We start from the raw sequence: 18,329 nt of genomic DNA on the forward strand, positions 1-18,329 counted from the left end.
GCGACAAGATGTGCTACCCTGTCGCGCACGTTTCTTCTGGCTGGAGTTCCCCTTATGCATCTTGATATCGCCTGGCAGGAGGTTGATACCGTTCTGCTGGATATGGACGGCACGCTGCTCGATCTCGCCTTTGATAACTATTTCTGGCAAACGCTGGTTCCAGAAACCTATGGCGAGCAGCAGGGGATCTCCCCGGCAGAAGCGCAGGCATTCATTCGTTCGCAATATAGTGCCGTGCAACATACGCTAAACTGGTACTGTCTTGACTACTGGAGCGAGCGCCTCGGTCTGGATATTTGTGCCATGACCACCGCCCAGGGTCCACGCGCCGTGCTGCGCGAGGATACGGTTCCGTTCCTGGACGCGCTGAAAGCAAGCGGCAAGCGCCGCATTTTGCTGACCAACGCGCATCCCCATAACCTGGCCGTGAAGCTGGAGCATACGGGTCTGGCATCACACCTTGATTTATTACTTTCCACCCACACATTTGGTTATCCGAAAGAGGATCAGCGGTTGTGGCATGCGGTGAAGGAAGAGACGGGTTTGCAGCCGGAACGCACGCTGTTCATTGATGACAGTGAACCCATTCTGGATTCCGCGGCTAAGTTTGGCATTCGCTATTGTCTGGGCGTCACCAATCCTGACTCTGGCCTGGCTGAAAAAAGCTATCTGCGCCATCCGGGACTGAACGACTATCGCCAGATGATCCCCTCACTGACCGTGAAGGAGAGGCCATGAAAGAAAAACCCTCTGACGGGGTAAGACTGGATAAATGGCTGTGGGCGGCGCGTTTTTATAAGACGCGCGCCCTTGCCCGCGAGATGATTGACGGCGGAAAAGTGCATTACAACGGCCAGCGCAGCAAACCAAGCAAGCTGGTTGAGCTGAATGCCACCTTAACGCTGCGTCAGGGCAACGATGAACGTACGGTAGTGATTAAAGCCATTACCGAACAACGACGGCCCGCAGCCGAAGCCGTACTGCTTTATGAAGAGACGGCGGAAAGCATAGAAAAGCGCGAGAAGACCGCGCTGGCGCGCAAAATGAATGCGCTGACCATGCCCCACCCGGACCGGCGACCGGACAAAAAAGAGCGCCGCGATCTGATGAAATTTAAACACGGTGAGACCGAGTAACCCTCACCTGCACGAGAGACTATTATGGCCCAACACGACCAATTACACCGCTATCTGTTTGAACAATTCGCCGTGCGCGGCGAGCTGGTCACCGTATCCGAAACCTGGAAACAGATTCTGGAAAACCACAACTACCCGCTGCCGGTGAAGACCCTGTTGGGCGAACTGCTGGTTGCCACCAGCCTGCTGACGGCGACGCTGAAATTTGCCGGTGATATCACCGTGCAGCTGCAGGGTGACGGCCCGATGACGCTGGCGGTCATCAACGGCAATAACCAGCAGCAGATGCGCGGCGTGGCGCGCGTTCAGGGCGACGTGCCTGAGAATGCTGACCTCAAAACGCTGGTGGGTAATGGCTACCTGGTGATCACCATCTCCCCAGAGGAAGGTGAGCGCTATCAGGGCGTGGTGGGTCTGGAAGGCGATACCCTCGCAGCCTGCCTGGAAGATTACTTCATGCGTTCTGAACAGTTGCCGACGCGCCTGTTCATCCGCACCGGTGAAGTGGACGGCCAGCCTGCTGCGGGCGGGATGCTGCTGCAGGTTCTGCCTGCGCAGGACGCGCAGACCAATGATTTTGAGCACCTGGCGACGCTGACCGAAACCATCAAAGCGGAAGAACTGTTCAACCTGTCGGCGACCGACGTGCTGTGGCGTCTGTACCACGAAGAAGAAGTGACCGTCTACGACCCGCAGTCTGTAGAGTTTAAGTGCACCTGCTCCCGCGAGCGCTGCGCTGGCGCACTGAAAACCCTGCCGGATGAAGAGATCGACAGCATCATGGCGGAAGACGGCGAAATTGATATGCACTGTGACTACTGCGGTACGCACTATGTGTTCAATTCGATGGATATCGCTGAGATCCGCAATAACGCCTCCCCGGCGGATCCGCAGGTTCACTAAACCTCTCTTCCCCTCACCTTAACCTTCTCCCCAAAGGGGAGAGGGCTGGGTTGAGGGGCAAAAAAAACCACCCAAGCTGAATCGTTTTCCCAATGTAACTCTTACGTAATTTTCTTACGTGTATGCGATTACATTCACATTCTTTCCGATAAAATCACCAGCCTTTAACCTTTTCGGAACATTTTCCCCAACCAAAAAGCGATTCCTGCGATAATCCGCCTGCGCTGTGACTGGAGTCGCAGCGTTTTCCGTTAGTAAGGGTTTTGTCCAGATGCGTGAATCTATGAGCCCCGTCGCGGTAAACAACCTCAGAAAAACCCTACAATTTCAGGCAGTACATATTGGCTAAGGAGCAGTGATATGCGTGTTACTGGTTTAACCCCGCAAGATCTCAAGGCTTATGGTATTCACGACGTCCAGGAAGTCGTCTACAACCCCGACTACGATACGCTGTATCAGGAAGAGCTCAATCCAGCACTGGAAGGATACGAGCGCGGTGTGTTGACGAATCTTGGTGCTATCGCCGTCGATACCGGTATCTTTACCGGTCGTTCGCCGAAAGATAAGTATATCGTCCGAGACGAAACCACCCGCGATACGCTGTGGTGGGCTGACAAGGGCAAAGGGAAGAACGACAACAAACCGCTCTCTCCGGAAACCTGGCAGCACCTGAAAGGGCTCGTCACCCATCAACTTTCCGGCAAGCGTTTGTTTATTGTCGACGCTTTCTGCGGCGCTAACGCCGACACCCGTCTCTCCGTACGTTTTATCACCGAAGTGGCCTGGCAGGCGCATTTCGTGAAAAACATGTTTATCCGTCCAACCGACGAAGAGCTGCAGAACTTCACCCCTGATTTCATCGTGATGAACGGCGCGAAATGCACCAACCCACAGTGGAAAGAGCAGGGTCTGAACTCCGAAAACTTTATTGCCTTCAACCTGACCGAGCGTATCCAGCTGATCGGCGGTACCTGGTACGGCGGCGAAATGAAGAAAGGGATGTTCTCGGTCATGAACTACCTGCTGCCGCTGCGGGGCATCGCCTCCATGCACTGCTCGGCTAACGTCGGTGAAAAAGGCGACGTGGCGGTCTTCTTCGGCCTTTCCGGCACCGGGAAAACCACCCTGTCTACCGATCCAAAACGTCGTCTGATTGGTGATGACGAACACGGCTGGGATGACGACGGCGTATTCAACTTTGAAGGCGGCTGCTACGCGAAGACCATTCGCCTGTCTGAAGAGGCTGAGCCGGATATCTTCCACGCGATCCGTCGCGATGCGCTGCTGGAAAACGTCACCGTGCGTGCCGACGGCTCCATCGACTTCGACGATGCGTCGAAAACAGAAAACACCCGCGTCTCTTATCCGATTTACCACATCGACAATATCGTGAAGCCGGTGTCGAAAGCGGGTCATGCCACGAAGGTTATTTTCCTGACGGCGGATGCGTTCGGCGTGCTGCCTCCGGTGTCTCGCCTGACGGCCAGCCAGACGCAGTACCACTTCCTTTCCGGTTTCACCGCCAAGCTGGCGGGTACCGAGCGCGGCGTGACGGAGCCAACCCCAACCTTCTCCGCCTGCTTCGGCGCAGCCTTCCTGTCGCTGCACCCGACGCAGTACGCTGAAGTGCTGGTGAAACGCATGCAGGCATCCGGCGCGCAGGCATACCTGGTGAACACCGGCTGGAACGGCACCGGCAAACGTATCTCCATCAAAGATACCCGCGCCATTATCGACGCCATTCTGGATGGTTCTCTGGACGACGCCGAAACCTTCACGCTGCCGATGTTTGATCTGGCGATCCCAACGTCGCTGCCGGGTGTGGATACGCATATCCTCGACCCGCGCAATACGTACGGTTCGCCGGAGCAGTGGCGTGAGAAAGCGGAATCGCTGGCGAAGCTGTTTATCGAGAACTTCGAGAAGTACACCGATACCCCGGCGGGTGCTGCGCTGGTGAGTGCGGGTCCAAAACTGTAGTCCATGTCGGGTGGCGGCTTCGCCTTACCCGACCTGTAAAAAAGGGTGGCTCGTGCCACCCTTTTTTCAACTCTCTTTCACCTGCCCCCGCGTCACCGGAACCGGCAACCAGGCGCGAATGCTCAACCCACCCCGCTCGCTGGTACCAATCTCCAGCAACCCGTTATGGTTATCCACAATACGCTGCACAATCGCCAGGCCTAAGCCTGTACCGCTGGTGCTGCGCGCGCTGTCGCCGCGTACAAACGGCTGGAACAGATGCTTACGCTGCTCGGGCTTGATGCCCGGACCGTCGTCTTCCACCTGGAACCAGGCGCGGTTGAGTTCAGAGCCGCTGCTGACCTTAATCCAGCCGTTGCCGTAGCGCGCCGCGTTAACCACCATGTTGGCCACCGCGCGCTTAATGGAGAGCGGGTGCATGCGTACCTGGATCTCGCCCGCCTGAAGGTCGGTATCAATCTCGCGCTCGTAGCCGCTTTCCGCCGCCACCACTTCGCCCAGCACCGCGTTCAGATCCGCCATCTCCATCGGCATCTCCTGACCGGTGCGCAGGTAGTCGATGAACTGCTCGATGATGGCGTTGCACTCTTCGATATCCTTGTTGATGGACTCGGCGAGATAACCGTCCTCTTCTCCCATCATCTCCGTCGCCAGACGGATACGCGTCAGGGGGGTGCGCAGGTCATGGCTCACGCCCGCCATCAGCAGCGTACGGTCATCCGCCAGCTGCTTCACGCCTGCCGCCATATGGTTAAACGCACGCGTCACCGAGCGGACTTCCGAGGCGCCATACTCGCGCAGCGGAGGAGGAATAATGCCTTTACCGACCTGCAGCGCAGCGTGCTCCAGGTCGACCAGCGGTCGGTTCTGTATACGGATAAACAGCCAGGCCCCACCTATCGCCAGCAGCATGATCGCCAGGGTATAGCGGAACAGCGGCGAGAAATCGCCCTGATGGATTTCGGTCAGCGGGACGCGCACCCAGATGTTGGGTGACAGCCAGGTTTTCAGCCAGACGACGGGCGAGCTTTTGTTGACCTCAACGCGCACTTCCGTCGGGCCACCCAGCTGTTGCGCCATCTGCTGGCTGAGGAATTCATAGTGCTGCGCCCAGCGCAGGCCCGCGTCTTCCGCCGCTTCATTCGAGTAGAGCGAGATGCCCAGTTCACGGTAGATTTCACGACGAAACGCCGGGGGAACGACGAGCTGCGTGCCGTCCTCCAGCTGCAGCTTATCGGTCATCAGCATACGCACTTCGTAGGCCAGGACCTTATTAAACTGCTGGAGGCTCGGCAGGATCGCAAAGTTCAGCACCACCAGGTAGGTCGTCACCAGGCTGACGAACAGCAGGGTGACGATCAGTAACAGGGTGCGGGCAAACGAGCTTCGCGGCGAGAAGCGCATTCGCCTCATGCTTTAGAGCCGTCCGGGACGAACACGTAGCCCAGACCCCATACGGTCTGAATATAACGAGGATGCGCCGGATCTTCTTCTACCATGCGGCGCAGGCGGGAGATCTGCACGTCGATAGAGCGTTCCATTGCGGAGTATTCGCGACCGCGCGCCAGGTTCATGAGCTTGTCACGGGAAAGCGGTTCACGCGGGTGGCTGACCAGCGCTTTCAGGACCGCAAACTCGCCGCTGGTGAGCGGCATCGGCTCGTCTTCACGGAACATTTCGCGCGTGCCGAGGTTCAGCTTGAACTTGCCGAAGGCAATAACGGCTTCTTCCTGCGACGGCGCGCCCGGCAGTTCGTTCGCCTGACGACGCAGTACGGCGCGAATGCGCGCCAGCAGTTCACGCGGGTTAAACGGTTTTGGAATATAGTCGTCGGCGCCGATTTCGAGGCCCACGATACGGTCAACTTCTTCGCCCTTCGCCGTCACCATGATGATCGGCATCGGGTTGCTCTGGCTGCGCAGACGGCGGCAGATAGAAAGCCCATCTTCGCCAGGCAGCATCAGGTCGAGAACCATCAGATGGAAAGATTCACGGGTCAGCAGACGGTCCATCTGCTCAGCGTTCGCGACGCTACGAACCTGGAAGCCCTGCTCGGTCAGATAACGTTCCAGCAGCGCACGCAGGCGCATGTCGTCATCCACGACCAGAATTTTGTAGTTTTCTTGCATTGTGTGTACTCCCAAAGGTTCGGATAGTCTTTGTAACAGCGTATTCTAAAAAAGTGCACGTATTCGACCAGTTAATTCTGGTATAAATTCTAGTCGAAATTGTTACAAAGCATATTTAACAGCAGCTTATCTGTTCATTTCATCACATAAATCATTATTAATCCTGTCTGTTACACTGTGTGGTACGTATTGTGCGCAAAACAGAGAACCGGCAGCAAAGGCAGCACCATGAAAACGCCCCTGATCACCCGCGAAGGGTACGAGAAACTTAAAAAAGAGATGGATTTCCTCTGGCGCGAAGAGCGTCCTGAGGTAACCAAAAAGGTGACCTGGGCCGCGAGCCTGGGCGATCGCAGCGAAAACGCTGACTACCAGTACAACAAGAAGCGGCTGCGCGAAATTGACCGCCGGGTACGCTATCTGACGAAATGCCTCGAAAATCTAAAAATTGTCGATTACTCCCCGCAGCAGGAGGGCAAAGTGTTCTTCGGCGCGTGGGTGGAGATTGAAAACGACGACGGTGACACCCTGCGCTTTCGCATTGTCGGCTACGATGAAATTTTTGGTCGTAAGGATTACATCTCCATCGACTCGCCGATGGCCCGCGCGCTGCTGAAAAAGGAAGTGGGCGATCTGGCCGTCGTGCAGACCCCAGCCGGTGAAGCCAGCTGGTACGTTAATGAGATCGTCTACGTAAAATAGTCCGAGAGCGCCCTCCCCGGCTGGCATTTTGCCGTGTCAGCCCGTATAACTATCCCCTGATTTTTTCGACTCAACAGATGATAAAGCCATGATGAAAGATTCGCTCTGCCGCATTATTGCGGGTGAACTTCAGGCCAGAGCCGAACAGGTAGAAGCTGCCGTTCGCCTGCTTGATGAAGGGAACACCGTGCCGTTTATTGCACGCTATCGTAAGGAAGTCACCGGCGGTCTGGATGACACGCAGCTGCGTAACCTGGAAACCCGTCTCGGTTATCTGCGCGAACTGGAAGAACGTCGTCAGGCGATCCTCAAATCCATCGGCGAACAGGGCAAGCTGACCAGCGAACTGGAAAGCGCTATCAATGGCACCCTGAGCAAAACCGAACTCGAAGACCTCTATCTGCCGTACAAGCCGAAGCGCCGCACGCGCGGACAGATAGCGATTGAAGCGGGTCTTGAGCCGCTGGCCGACCTGCTGTGGAACGAACCGTCCCACGATCCGGATACCGAAGCGGCGAAATTCATCGACGCCGACAAAGGCGTAGCGGACACCAAGGCCGCCCTTGACGGCGCGCGCTATATTCTGATGGAGCGCTTCGCCGAAGACGCTGCCCTGCTCGCCAAAGTGCGTGATTACCTGTGGAAGAACGCCCACATCGTCTCTACCGTCGTCGCGGGTAAAGAGGAAGAAGGCGCGAAATTCCGCGACTACTTCGATCACCACGAACCGATTTCCACCACCCCTTCCCACCGCGCGCTGGCAATGTTCCGCGGCCGCAACGAAGGCGTGCTGCAGCTCTCCCTGAACGCCGACCCGCAGTTTGACGAGCCGCCGAAAGAGAGCCACTGCGAGCAGATCATCATCGACCATCTCGGTCTGCGCCTGAACAACGCCCCGGCTGACAGCTGGCGTAAAGGCGTGGTGAGCTGGACCTGGCGCATCAAGGTGCTGATGCACCTCGAAACCGAGCTGATGGGCACCGTGCGCGAACGTGCTGAAGATGAAGCGATTAACGTCTTCGCCCGCAACCTGCACGACCTGCTGATGGCCGCCCCTGCTGGCCTGCGCGCGACCATGGGTCTCGATCCGGGTCTGCGTACCGGTGTAAAAGTCGCTGTCGTTGACGGCACCGGCAAGCTGGTCGCCACCGACACCATCTATCCGCACACCGGCCAGGCAGCGAAAGCGGCCGTCGTGGTGGCGGCGCTGTGCGAAAAATACAACGTCGAGCTGGTCGCCATCGGCAACGGTACGGCGTCCCGCGAAACCGAGCGTTTCTATCTCGACGTGCAGAAGCAGTTCCCGAAAGTGACGGCACAGAAAGTGATCGTCAGCGAGGCCGGGGCATCCGTCTACTCCGCGTCCGAGCTGGCGGCACAGGAGTTCCCGGACCTGGATGTTTCCCTGCGCGGCGCGGTCTCGATCGCTCGCCGTCTGCAGGATCCGCTGGCGGAACTGGTGAAGATCGATCCGAAATCGATCGGCGTGGGCCAGTATCAGCACGACGTGAGCCAGACTCAGCTGGCGCGCAAGCTGGATGCGGTCGTGGAAGACTGCGTAAACGCCGTTGGCGTTGACCTGAACACCGCCTCCGTTCCTCTGCTGACCCGCGTGGCGGGCTTAACCCGCATGATGGCGCAGAACATCGTCGCCTGGCGCGACGAGAACGGCCAGTTCCAGAACCGTCAGCAGCTGCTGAAGGTAAGCCGTCTGGGGCCAAAAGCGTTTGAGCAGTGCGCGGGCTTCCTGCGCATCAACCACGGCGATAACCCGCTCGATGCCTCCACCGTTCACCCGGAAGCGTATCCGGTGGTGGAACGCATCCTGGCCGCTACCCAGCAGGCGCTGAAAGATCTCATGGGCGACAGCAGCGCCCTGCGCAACCTGAAAGCCGTCGATTTCACCGACGACAAATTTGGTGTGCCAACCGTTACCGACATTATCAAAGAGCTGGAAAAACCGGGCCGCGATCCGCGTCCTGAGTTCAAAACCGCGACCTTTGCTGACGGTATCGAGACCATGAACGACCTGCTGCCAGGCATGGTGCTGGAAGGTGCGGTGACTAACGTCACCAACTTTGGCGCGTTCGTGGATATCGGCGTGCATCAGGATGGCCTGGTCCATATCTCATCCCTTGCCGACAAGTTCGTTGAAGACCCGCACACCGTGGTCAAAGCGGGCGACATCGTGAAGGTCAAAGTGCTGGAAGTGGACCTGCAGCGCAAGCGTATCGCGCTCACCATGCGTCTGGACGAGCAGCCGGGTGACACCAACGCGCGCCGCGGCGGCAACGGTGGGGGCCGCGAGCAGCAGCGTCCGGCCGCGAAAGCGGCAAAACCGCGTGGACGTGATGCCCAGCCTGCAGGCAACAGCGCGATGATGGATGCGCTGGCGGCCGCGATGGGTAAAAAACGCTAAGGTCATAAATGCCCGGTGGCGCTGCGCTTACCGGGCCTACGGTTTTGTAGGCCGGGCAAACGCAGTGCCGCCCGGCAAGCAGGCCGCAGGAAATTAAAATAAATAGTGTGTAGCCATATTTAAACCGCGAATTATCACCCCGTTAACAAATACTCCGCTTTTCGTTTTCCCGGCATTTCAGCAAATATTGAGCAAGGTCAAAAAGGCCGTAAATTAATATCGCAAACAACATTCCGTCACAGTTTTAATATTGCTGATAAAAACTATTCTCATTATCATCGCATAGTAGATAATTTAACCTTTCGTGGAATCAGGCGTTATGCAATTCACTCCAGACAGTGCATGGAAGATTACCGGTTTTACCCGCGAAATTAGCCCGGCCTATCGGCAGAAGCTGCTGTCGCTGGGCATGCTGCCCGGTTCGTCATTCCAGGTCGTACGCGTGGCGCCGTTAGGCGATCCGGTTCATATCGAAACCCGACGCGTGAATCTGGTCCTGCGTAAAAAAGACCTCGCGTTAATAGAAGTCGAAGCCTTATCCCGATAACAAGCCAGCGGTTTCAGTGAGTCTAAAAAAATGAAAAAGTTAACTATTGGCTTAATTGGCAATCCTAATTCCGGCAAGACCACGCTTTTTAACCAGTTGACCGGGGCTCGCCAGCGCGTGGGCAACTGGGCGGGCGTGACGGTTGAACGTAAAGAGGGCCAGTTCACGACGACAGACAACCAGGTGACGCTGGTTGACCTTCCCGGCACCTACTCCTTAACCACCATTTCGTCGCAAACCTCGCTCGATGAGCAAATCGCCTGTCACTATATTCTTGGCGGCGACGCGGATCTGCTGATCAACGTGGTCGACGCCTCAAACCTCGAGCGTAACCTTTATCTGACGCTGCAGCTGCTGGAGCTGGGTATCCCCTGCATCGTGGCGCTCAACATGCTCGATATCGCAGAGAAACAAAAGCTGCGCATCGACGTCGATGCCCTCTCCGCGCGCCTGGGGTGCCCGGTCGTTCCGCTGGTCTCGACGCGCGCGCGCGGTATTGATGCGCTGAAGCTGGCCATTGACCGTCACGCGGGAAATCGCGACGTTGAGCTGGTGCATTACGCGCAGCCTCTCCTGCGTGAAGCCAACGTGCTGGCGCAGGAGATGGATAACGCTATGCCTGCGAAACAGCGTCTGTGGCTTGGCCTGCAGATGCTGGAAGGGGATATCTACAGCCGCGCTTACGCCGGGCATGCGGCCGATAAGCTGGACGTAACGGTGGCCCGTCTTAGCGACGAGCTGGACGACCCGGCGCTGCACATCGCCGATGCCCGTTACCAGGCCATCGCCTCGATTTGCGACGTGGTCAGTAACGCGCTGACGGCGGAACCCAGCCGCTTTACGGCGGCAGTGGATAAGATTGTGCTTAACCGCTTCCTCGGTTTGCCCATCTTCCTGCTGGTGATGTACGTGATGTTCCTGCTTGCCATTAACATCGGTGGTGCACTGCAGCCGATTTTTGACGCCGGTTCCGTCGCGGTCTTCGTCCACGGGATCCAGTGGGTGGGTTACACCCTGCACTTCCCGGAATGGCTCACCATCTTCCTCGCGCAGGGGATCGGCGGCGGTATCAATACCGTTCTGCCGCTGGTGCCGCAGATCGGCATGATGTACCTGTTCCTCTCGTTCCTGGAAGATTCCGGCTACATGGCGCGCGCGGCGTTCGTGATGGATCGTCTGATGCAGGCGCTGGGCCTGCCGGGTAAATCCTTCGTCCCGCTGATCGTCGGCTTCGGCTGTAACGTGCCGTCGGTGATGGGCGCACGTACCCTGGATGCACCGCGTGAACGTCTGATGACCATTATGATGGCGCCGTTTATGTCCTGCGGTGCCCGCCTGGCAATCTTTGCTGTCTTTGCGGCAGCCTTCTTTGGCCAGCAGGGCGCGCTGGCGGTCTTCTCGCTGTATGTCCTGGGCATCGTGATGGCGATCCTGACCGGTTTAATGCTCAAGCACACCATCATGCGCGGTGAGGCGTCACCGTTCGTGATGGAGCTGCCGGTGTACCACGTCCCCCATCTGAAAAGCCTGGCGATCCAGACCTGGCAGCGTCTGAAAGGCTTCGTCCTGCGCGCCGGTAAGGTGATTGTCATCGTCAGCGTTTTCCTGAGCGCCCTGAACAGCTTCACCCTGAGTGGACAGGCAGCGGATAACATTAACGACTCTGCCCTCGCCTCCGTCAGCCGCGTCATCACGCCGGTCTTCAAACCGATTGGCGTGCATGAGGATAACTGGCAGGCAACCGTCGGCCTGTTTACCGGCGCGATGGCAAAAGAGGTGGTTGTCGGTACCCTGAATACGCTCTACACCGCCGAGAACATTCAGGAGCAGGAATTTAACCCGGCTGAGTTTCATCTCGGTGATGAGCTGCTGGGTGCCGTAGAGGAAACCTGGCAGAGCCTGAAAGACACCTTCAGCCTGAGCGTGCTGGCGAACCCGATTGAGGCCAGCAAAGGCGATGGCGAAATGGCGACCGGTGCCATGGGCGTGATGGGCGAGAAATTTGGCAGCGCGTCCGCGGCCTACAGCTATCTCATCTTCGTTCTGCTCTATATTCCGTGCATCTCCGTGATGGGGGCGATTGCCCGCGAGTCCAGCCGCGGCTGGATGGGGTTCTCCATCCTGTGGGGGTTAAACATTGCCTACTCGCTGGCGACGCTGTTCTATCAAACCGTTAACTTCAGCCAGCACCCACGCTACAGCCTGGTCTGCATTCTTGCGGTTGTGCTGTTCAACGTGGTCGTTCTCGGTCTGCTGCGGCGGGCACGCAGCCGCGTCGACATCGACCTGCTGGCAAACCGTAAAACCGCCGCAACCTGCTGCAACAGCCCGGCGGGCGACTGTCACTAAGGAGCACACATCATGGCATCGTTGATTCAGGTTCGTGATCTGCTGGCGCTGCAGGGGCGAATGGAGGCGAAACAGCTGAGCCTCAGCCTGCATACGCCGCAGCCGATGATCGATGCCATGCTGGAAAGACTGGAAGCCATGGGGAAAGCGGTGCGGATTCAGGAAGAGCCGGACGGTTGTCTGTCCGGCAGCTGTAAACATTGCCCGGAAGGAAAAGCCTGCCTCACGGAGTGGTGGTCACTTCGCGAATAAAGACGGTCAGCGCCGAACAAAACTCGTCAGGATGTGAGATAAACGGCGCGTGTGCCGCTTTAGCAACCACCATTGATTGGCTTTTCGGCCACAGATCATCCAGCAGCGGAGCCACTTTGCGCGGCACAATTCCGTCAAGGTAACCATAAATACGAAGATGCGGTATCGTCAGGGAGGCCAGCGGCGCGCGCAGGTCAACCGTTTTCAGCAGCTCAAGACCGCCATTAAGCACCTCCACCTCCGGCATCGGCAGCGACAGCACGGTTTGCTTCAGCGTACGGGCATCCTTACGGGCGGTTTCAGTTCCCATCGTCTGCAGGGCGAGGAACCGCTCTACGGTCCGCTGGAAATCTTCGCTCAGCTGCTGCTGGAAGCCCGCCAGTACCTCGGGTTTTATCCCCGGCCACGCGTCCTGCGCGCTAAAACAGGGCGACGATGCCACCGTCACCAGCGCTTTTACGCGGTCAGGCCGCGACAGCGCAATCTGGCTTGCCACCAGCCCGCCCAGGCTCCAGCCCAGCCAGACAGCGTTTTGTGGCGCAGCGTCCAGAACCTGCTGTGCCATCTCATCAAGCGACATGGCCCCAAAACCGCGGCTGCGGCCAAAGCCGGGTAAGTCCACCAGATGCAGCGTGAAATGCGAGGCAAGTTCCTCACGTATGCAATGCCATATCTCTGCATTCAGGCCCCATCCGTGCAGCAGCACAAGATGGCAATTTCCTGTCCCTACGGTCTGCCACCACAGCGTCTTCATCAGTTACTGTTCTCTTTTTTCACATGGAGGTTGCACATGCTAACAGTACCTGGGTTGTGCTGGCTATGCAGAATGCCGCTGGCACTCAGCGGATGGGGCATCTGCTCCGTCTGCACGCGATCGCTGCAATGGCGTATCGGGACCTGTCCACAATGCGGTTTACCGGCCACCAATCCCTCTTTGCCCTGCGGCCGCTGCCTGAAAAAATCCCCGCCGTGGAGTGCGCTGGTGGCAGTGGATGATTATGTTCCGCCGCTGAGCAGGCTGATTCACGCGCTGAAGTTTTCCGGCCAGAGTGCGCTGGCTCAGCCCCTTGCCCGACTGCTACTGCTGGCGGTTTTGCAGGCGCGGCGCTACCGCGCATTGCCGAAAATCGACAGGTTGGTGAATGTCCCCCTCTACCGACGTCGACACTGGCGGCGGGGCTATAACCAGAGTGACCTGATCTGCCGTCCCCTCGCCCGGTGGCTTGGCTGTCAGTATGATGCCCGCGCGCTGACACGTGTTCATGCCACCGCCATCCAGCATCAGCTCAGCGCCCGGCTTCGCAAAAGAAACCTCAAAAATGCCTTTCGCCTTGAATTGCCGGTCGACGGTCTCCATATCGCGATTGTGGATGATGTCGTCACCACAGGCAGTACCGTTGCTGAACTTTCCCGACTGCTTTTGCAAAGCGGCGCCGCGTCGGTTCAGGTATGGTGTCTGTGCCGTACCTTGTAGCCCTTCTTCAATGGGCGTATGATTATACCCAGGTAATTTAGTCAACTATTAGGCCAAAGCTATGATCCGTATTTCCGATTCTGCACAAGCGCACTTTGCCAAACTGCTGGCAAATCAGGAAGAAGGGACGCAGATCCGCGTGTTTGTGATTAATCCAGGCACTCCGAATGCAGAATGTGGTGTTTCTTATTGTCCTCCGGACGCTGTGGAAGCCACCGACACTGCCCTTAAATTTGAACAGCTCACCGCCTATGTTGATGAGCTGAGCGCACCGTATCTTGAAGATGCGGAGATCGATTTCGTCACCGATCAGCTGGGTTCTCAGCTGACCCTGAAAGCGCCGAACGCGAAAATGCGTAAAGTGTCTGACGATGCCCCGCTGATGGAGCGCGTTGAGTATCTGCTGCAATCCCAGATCAACCCACAGCTGGCTGGCCACGGCGGCCGTGTTTCCCTGATGGAAATCACCGACGAAGGTTTTGCCATTCTGCAGTTTGGCGGCGGTTGTAACGGTTGTTCAATGGTCGATGTCACCCTGAAAGAAGGGATCGAGAAGCAGCTGCTGAACGAGTTCCCGGAACTGAAAGGTGTGCGTGACCTGACCGAACACCAGCGCGGCGAGCACTCCTACTACTGATTCAGTGCCCGTCTGTATTGCCCGGTGGCGCGACGCTTACCGGGCCTACAAAACCCTGCTCCCCCTCTTCGTTCCCCTCTATATGTTGACCTGCGTCTCATAATTCACATTTTGCCTTCCAGGGTGATTCTCAATCACGCCATGTTACCCGTATCATTCTCATGGGCACTAAACACACTCATAACAGCCGACTAAACTTAATCGTTTAAAAGGCATCAGTATTAGTGCCGTTACTTCTCTGTTCCCAGTTGGGACAATCGGAATTTGTCGTTGAAACAATGACGTTACCCATAACAATTCAAAGGCCAGGTAAATCATGCCATTAGTCATCGTTGCTATCGGTGTTGTGTTATTACTGCTCTTGATGATCCGCTTCAAAATGAACGGATTTATCGCTCTGGTTCTGGTGGCGCTTGCAGTCGGTCTGATGCAGGGGATGCCGCTGGTGAAAGTTATCAGCTCGATTAAAGCCGGTGTCGGCGGCACGCTCGGCAGCCTGGCGTTGATCATGGGCTTCGGCGCCATGCTCGGTAAAATGCTGGCGGACTGCGGCGGTGCCCAGCGTATTGCCACCACGCTTATCGACAAATTTGGTAAGAAGAACATTCAGTGGGCAGTGGTGTTAACCGGTTTTACCGTCGGTTTCGCGCTGTTCTATGAAGTAGGCTTCGTATTGATGCTGCCGCTGGTGTTCACCATTGCGGCTGCCGCGAGCATCCCGCTGCTGTATGTCGGTGTGCCTATGGCCGCGGCGCTGTCCGTGACCCACGGCTTCCTGCCGCCGCACCCGGGTCCAACCGCTATCGCGACTATCTTCCACGCGGATATGGGTAAAACCCTGCTGTTCGGTACGATTCTGGCGATCCCGACGGTGATTCTGGCAGGTCCGGTTTATGCCCGCTTCCTGAAAGGGATTGATAAGCCTATCCCGGAAGGTCTGTACAGCGCCAAAACCTTCACCGAAGAAGAGATGCCTGGCTTTGGCGTCAGCGTCTGGACCTCTCTGGTACCGGTGATCCTGATGGCGATGCGCGCCGTGGCAGAGATGATCCTGCCGAAAGGTCATGCGTTCCTGTCCGTGGCGGAATTCCTGGGTGACCCGGTGATGGCAACGCTGATTGCCGTGCTGATCGCGATGTTCACCTTCGGTCTGAACCGTGGCCGCTCCATGGATCAGATCAACGACACGCTGACCTCTTCCATCAAAATCATTGCCATGATGCTCCTGATCATCGGCGGTGGCGGTGCGTTCAAACAGGTTCTGGTCGACAGCGGCGTGGACAAATACATCGCTGCCATGATGCATGAAACCAACGTGTCGCCGCTTCTGATGGCCTGGTCTATTGCCGCAGTTCTGCGTATTGCGCTGGGCTCTGCGACCGTTGCGGCGATCACCGCCGGCGGCATCGTTGCGCCGTTGATTGCCACCACGGGCGTGAGTCCTGAGCTGATGGTTATCGCCGTCGGTTCCGGTAGCGTGATTTTCTCTCACGTTAACGACCCGGGCTTCTGGCTGTTCAAGGAGTACTTCAACCTGACGATCGGTGAAACCATCAAGTCCTGGTCCGCGCTGGAAACCATTATTTCGGTGTGCGGTCTGGTCGGGGTGCTGCTGTTGAATATGGTGGTCTGATGCCCTAAGTCGGGTGGCGGCTACGCCTTACCCGACCTACATGAGCACTACCGGATAATAAAAAACCCGCCACTGGCGGGTTTTTTTATTACTTCTTCCCGGCAGCTTTTCGCCGCTTATCCAAATCCTTAATCAGCCTGTTCACCCCGTCATCGGCAAACATCGCCTCAAGCGTGGTGGACAGCTTGCGACGCCAGTTCTTGTACTGATAGCTGGTGCCCGGGATGTTCACCGGCTCCGCCATATCAATCCAGTCTTCCGGCTGCAGGCCCAGCAGGGCGCTATTGCTGTCGGCAATGTAACGCTGCAAACCACGGTTGAGCGTGGAGGTCATGGACATCAGCGACGCCTTATGCCCGGCACGTTTTGGCAGACAGCCCTGCTTGTGAAGCGCATCCAGCAGCCCCTGTTTGGAGAGTTCGCGATCCTGATACAGGCCGCGTAACACCTCTTCATCAGGATACAGGCCCAGCGTTTTGCCAAGGGTCAGATCGCCGCTTTCCCAATAGCCACGAAGCGTAGGAAGGTCATGCGTCGTCGCGACTGCCATTGACTGTTCAGGGTACGCTTGCGGCGCGCGGAAGGTTTTCTCATGGTCGTTTTCAAAATAGAGCACTTTATAGGAGTAGACGCCGCTGTCGCGAAGCTTGCTGACAATTTCCACCGGCACGGTACCGAGATCTTCACCGATCACCATGCACTGATGACGCTTGCTTTCCAGAGCCAGGATCGACAGCAGATCGTCAACCGGATACTGCACGTACGCCCCATGATCCGCCGTTTCACCGTACGGGATCCACCACAGGCGCAGCACGGACATCACGTGGTCGATACGCAACGCGCCGCAGTTCTGCATGTTCGCGCGCAGCAGGTCGATGAACGGCTCGTAGGCGCGCGCCGCCATGACGTGCGGATCCATCGGCGGTAATCCCCAGTTCTGGCCGAGCGGGCCCAGGATATCCGGTGGTGCCCCCACGGAGGCCTTCAGGCAGTACAGCTCACGGTCGCACCAGGTTTCCGCGCCGCCTTCCGCCACGCCCACGGCCAGGTCACGGTACAGGCCAATCGGCATTTTATAGCCCTGGCTCACCTGCCAGCAGGCGGCAAACTGGCTGTACGCCAGCCACTGCAGCCACAGGTAGAAGTCCACTTCATCGGCATATTTTTTACAGAACGCTTTCACTTCCGGCGTGTCGACGGATTGATACGCTTCAGGCCAGACCGGCCAGCCCCAGCGCATTTCGTCCTCTTTCACCTGATACGCGTGCAGCGCATCAAACGCCGCCTGCCAGTACAGGCTCTCGCCCTCCTGCGTCACAAACTGGCGGAACGCCGCCATCTGCTCGTCATCGCGCTGCGAAAAGCCTTTCCACGCCAGGCGCAGCGCGGCCATTTTCAGCGCCGTGACGGTGGAGTAATCCACCCAGTCGGCTTCGCGCGCCTGCTTCAGCGCCTGCTGCGTGGTGCTGAGTTTCCACCAGGCCTGCGCCTCCTGGCTGTTTTTGAAGTCATCTAAAGCGTTAACGTCGATATAAATCACGTTCAGCCAGCGACGGGACGACGGGCTGTACGGGCTGGCGCTCTCCGGGTTGGCCGGATAGAGCGCGTGGATCGGGTTGAGGCCGATAAACGCGCCGCCGCGCTCGCCCACGGATGCCAGCATGTTCTTCAGATCGCCAAAATCACCGATGCCCCAGTTGCTGTTGGAACGCAGCGTATAGAGCTGCACGCAGGCACCCCACAGCTTTTTGCCTTCAAGCAGCGCCTGCGGCTCGTAGCAGCGTTTAGGCGCGACGATCACCCGGCAGTGGAAACGCCGATCGTCCTGGGTGAGCGTCAGGGTGTGATAGCCCTCCGGCAGCTTCGCCGGAAGGTTTAGCGTTTTGCCGCCGGTGGCGTGGCCTTTGTGCTGATGTCCCTCTTCGGTCGTGAGCAGCCAGCTAAACTCGCCGCGCCCCTCCACCGCGAGCGGCATCTTTTTGCCTGCAGTGAATACCTTCACGTTCGGCACCGGCGCAGCCGACGCTTTCGCGTCGGTTTTGTGCATAGCGTCCAGCAAACGTCTTTTGGTGTCGGCGCCAATAGACTGTGGTTTGCCGTGAGCATTAATGTAACTGAGGCTAATTCCCGCCGCCTGCGCGGCACTGTCCAGACGTTTACTCTCCATC

The 18,329-nt window shown here is 57.6% G+C and carries 16 protein-coding genes; 12 read left to right on the forward strand and 4 right to left on the reverse strand.

What is annotated here, in order from left to right; translation table 11 throughout:
* Window positions 1–54 precede the first annotated feature (54 nt).
* The 4 genes from yrfG to pckA all read left to right on the forward strand — a co-directional run bounded on the left by yrfG (window position 55) and on the right by pckA (window position 4,019).
* Window positions 55–738, forward strand: a complete 684-nt coding sequence (yrfG, locus tag V1572_RS01185) for a GMP/IMP nucleotidase (RefSeq protein ID WP_048027692.1) — start codon at window positions 55–57, stop codon at window positions 736–738.
* Window positions 735–1,136, forward strand: coding sequence for a ribosome-associated heat shock protein Hsp15 (gene hslR / locus V1572_RS01190; RefSeq protein ID WP_063622743.1), 402 nt, complete (start codon window positions 735–737; stop codon window positions 1,134–1,136). Before yrfG ends, hslR begins: the two co-directional genes overlap by 4 nt.
* Before the next feature lie 24 nt (window positions 1,137–1,160).
* Window positions 1,161–2,039: an Hsp33 family molecular chaperone HslO gene (hslO, locus tag V1572_RS01195; protein ID WP_023309492.1), complete on the forward strand. Its 879-nt coding sequence runs from the start codon at window positions 1,161–1,163 to the stop codon at window positions 2,037–2,039.
* Between the two features lie 360 nt (window positions 2,040–2,399).
* Window positions 2,400–4,019, forward strand: a complete 1,620-nt coding sequence (gene pckA, locus V1572_RS01200) for a phosphoenolpyruvate carboxykinase (ATP) (protein WP_048226358.1) — start codon at window positions 2,400–2,402, stop codon at window positions 4,017–4,019.
* 66 nt (window positions 4,020–4,085) lie between these two features.
* On the opposite strand, the gene envZ is transcribed toward pckA, so the two are convergent.
* The gene (gene envZ / locus V1572_RS01205) at window positions 4,086–5,432 is read right to left on the reverse strand and encodes a two-component system sensor histidine kinase EnvZ (protein ID WP_008503047.1); all 1,347 of its coding nucleotides are present in this window, start codon (window positions 5,430–5,432) and stop codon (window positions 4,086–4,088) included.
* Entirely contained in the window at window positions 5,429–6,148 is a 720-nt protein-coding gene (ompR, locus tag V1572_RS01210) for a two-component system response regulator OmpR (protein WP_001157751.1), read from the reverse strand. Before ompR ends, envZ begins: the two co-directional genes overlap by 4 nt.
* Window positions 6,149–6,376: 228 nt before the next feature.
* Here ompR and greB point away from each other — a divergent pair, with 228 nt between their 5' ends.
* The 5 genes from greB to feoC all read left to right on the forward strand — a co-directional run bounded on the left by greB (window position 6,377) and on the right by feoC (window position 12,417).
* On the forward strand, window positions 6,377–6,850 hold the full coding sequence (gene greB / locus V1572_RS01215; protein WP_008503048.1) for a transcription elongation factor GreB: 474 nt from the start codon (window positions 6,377–6,379) through the stop codon (window positions 6,848–6,850).
* Between the two features lie 88 nt (window positions 6,851–6,938).
* On the forward strand, window positions 6,939–9,269 hold the full coding sequence (locus V1572_RS01220; protein WP_025910299.1) for a Tex family protein: 2,331 nt from the start codon (window positions 6,939–6,941) through the stop codon (window positions 9,267–9,269).
* Window positions 9,270–9,588: 319 nt separating this feature from the next.
* A complete protein-coding gene (feoA, locus tag V1572_RS01225; RefSeq protein WP_008503050.1) occupies window positions 9,589–9,816 on the forward strand; it encodes a ferrous iron transporter A in 228 nt (75 codons plus the stop codon).
* A gap of 30 nt (window positions 9,817–9,846) precedes the next feature.
* Window positions 9,847–12,165 carry a Fe(2+) transporter permease subunit FeoB gene (gene feoB, locus V1572_RS01230; protein WP_048027698.1) on the forward strand — a complete coding sequence of 773 codons (2,319 nt, stop codon included), beginning with the start codon at window positions 9,847–9,849 and terminating at the stop codon, window positions 12,163–12,165.
* Between the two features lie 12 nt (window positions 12,166–12,177).
* On the forward strand, window positions 12,178–12,417 hold the full coding sequence (gene feoC, locus V1572_RS01235; protein ID WP_045909345.1) for a [Fe-S]-dependent transcriptional repressor FeoC: 240 nt from the start codon (window positions 12,178–12,180) through the stop codon (window positions 12,415–12,417).
* On the opposite strand, the gene bioH is transcribed toward feoC, so the two are convergent.
* The gene (gene bioH / locus V1572_RS01240) at window positions 12,389–13,171 is read right to left on the reverse strand and encodes a pimeloyl-ACP methyl ester esterase BioH (protein WP_069720566.1); all 783 of its coding nucleotides are present in this window, start codon (window positions 13,169–13,171) and stop codon (window positions 12,389–12,391) included. The two genes, feoC and bioH, sit on opposite strands and share 29 nt — an antisense overlap.
* Window positions 13,172–13,207: 36 nt before the next feature.
* On the opposite strand from bioH, the gene gntX reads away from it, so the two are divergent.
* The 3 genes from gntX (at window position 13,208) to gntT (ending at window position 16,161) form a co-directional block, all read left to right on the forward strand.
* Window positions 13,208–13,891, forward strand: a complete 684-nt coding sequence (gntX, locus tag V1572_RS01245) for a DNA utilization protein GntX (protein WP_262778939.1) — start codon at window positions 13,208–13,210, stop codon at window positions 13,889–13,891.
* Between the two features lie 61 nt (window positions 13,892–13,952).
* The gene (gene nfuA, locus V1572_RS01250) at window positions 13,953–14,528 is read left to right on the forward strand and encodes a Fe-S biogenesis protein NfuA (protein WP_008503055.1); all 576 of its coding nucleotides are present in this window, start codon (window positions 13,953–13,955) and stop codon (window positions 14,526–14,528) included.
* Window positions 14,529–14,844: 316 nt separating this feature from the next.
* Window positions 14,845–16,161 (forward strand): gluconate transporter, encoded by a 1,317-nt coding sequence (gntT, locus tag V1572_RS01255; protein WP_024907902.1) that lies wholly within the window; start codon window positions 14,845–14,847, stop codon window positions 16,159–16,161.
* A gap of 88 nt (window positions 16,162–16,249) precedes the next feature.
* On the opposite strand, the gene malQ is transcribed toward gntT, so the two are convergent.
* Complete coding sequence (gene malQ / locus V1572_RS01260) at window positions 16,250–18,328, reverse strand: 4-alpha-glucanotransferase (protein WP_395299641.1); 2,079 nt, start codon at window positions 18,326–18,328, stop codon at window positions 16,250–16,252.
* Window position 18,329 lies beyond the last annotated feature (1 nt).

It is taken from the genome of Enterobacter quasiroggenkampii (genome assembly GCF_043972695.1).
Taxonomy (GTDB): Bacteria; Pseudomonadota; Gammaproteobacteria; order Enterobacterales; family Enterobacteriaceae; genus Enterobacter; species Enterobacter quasiroggenkampii.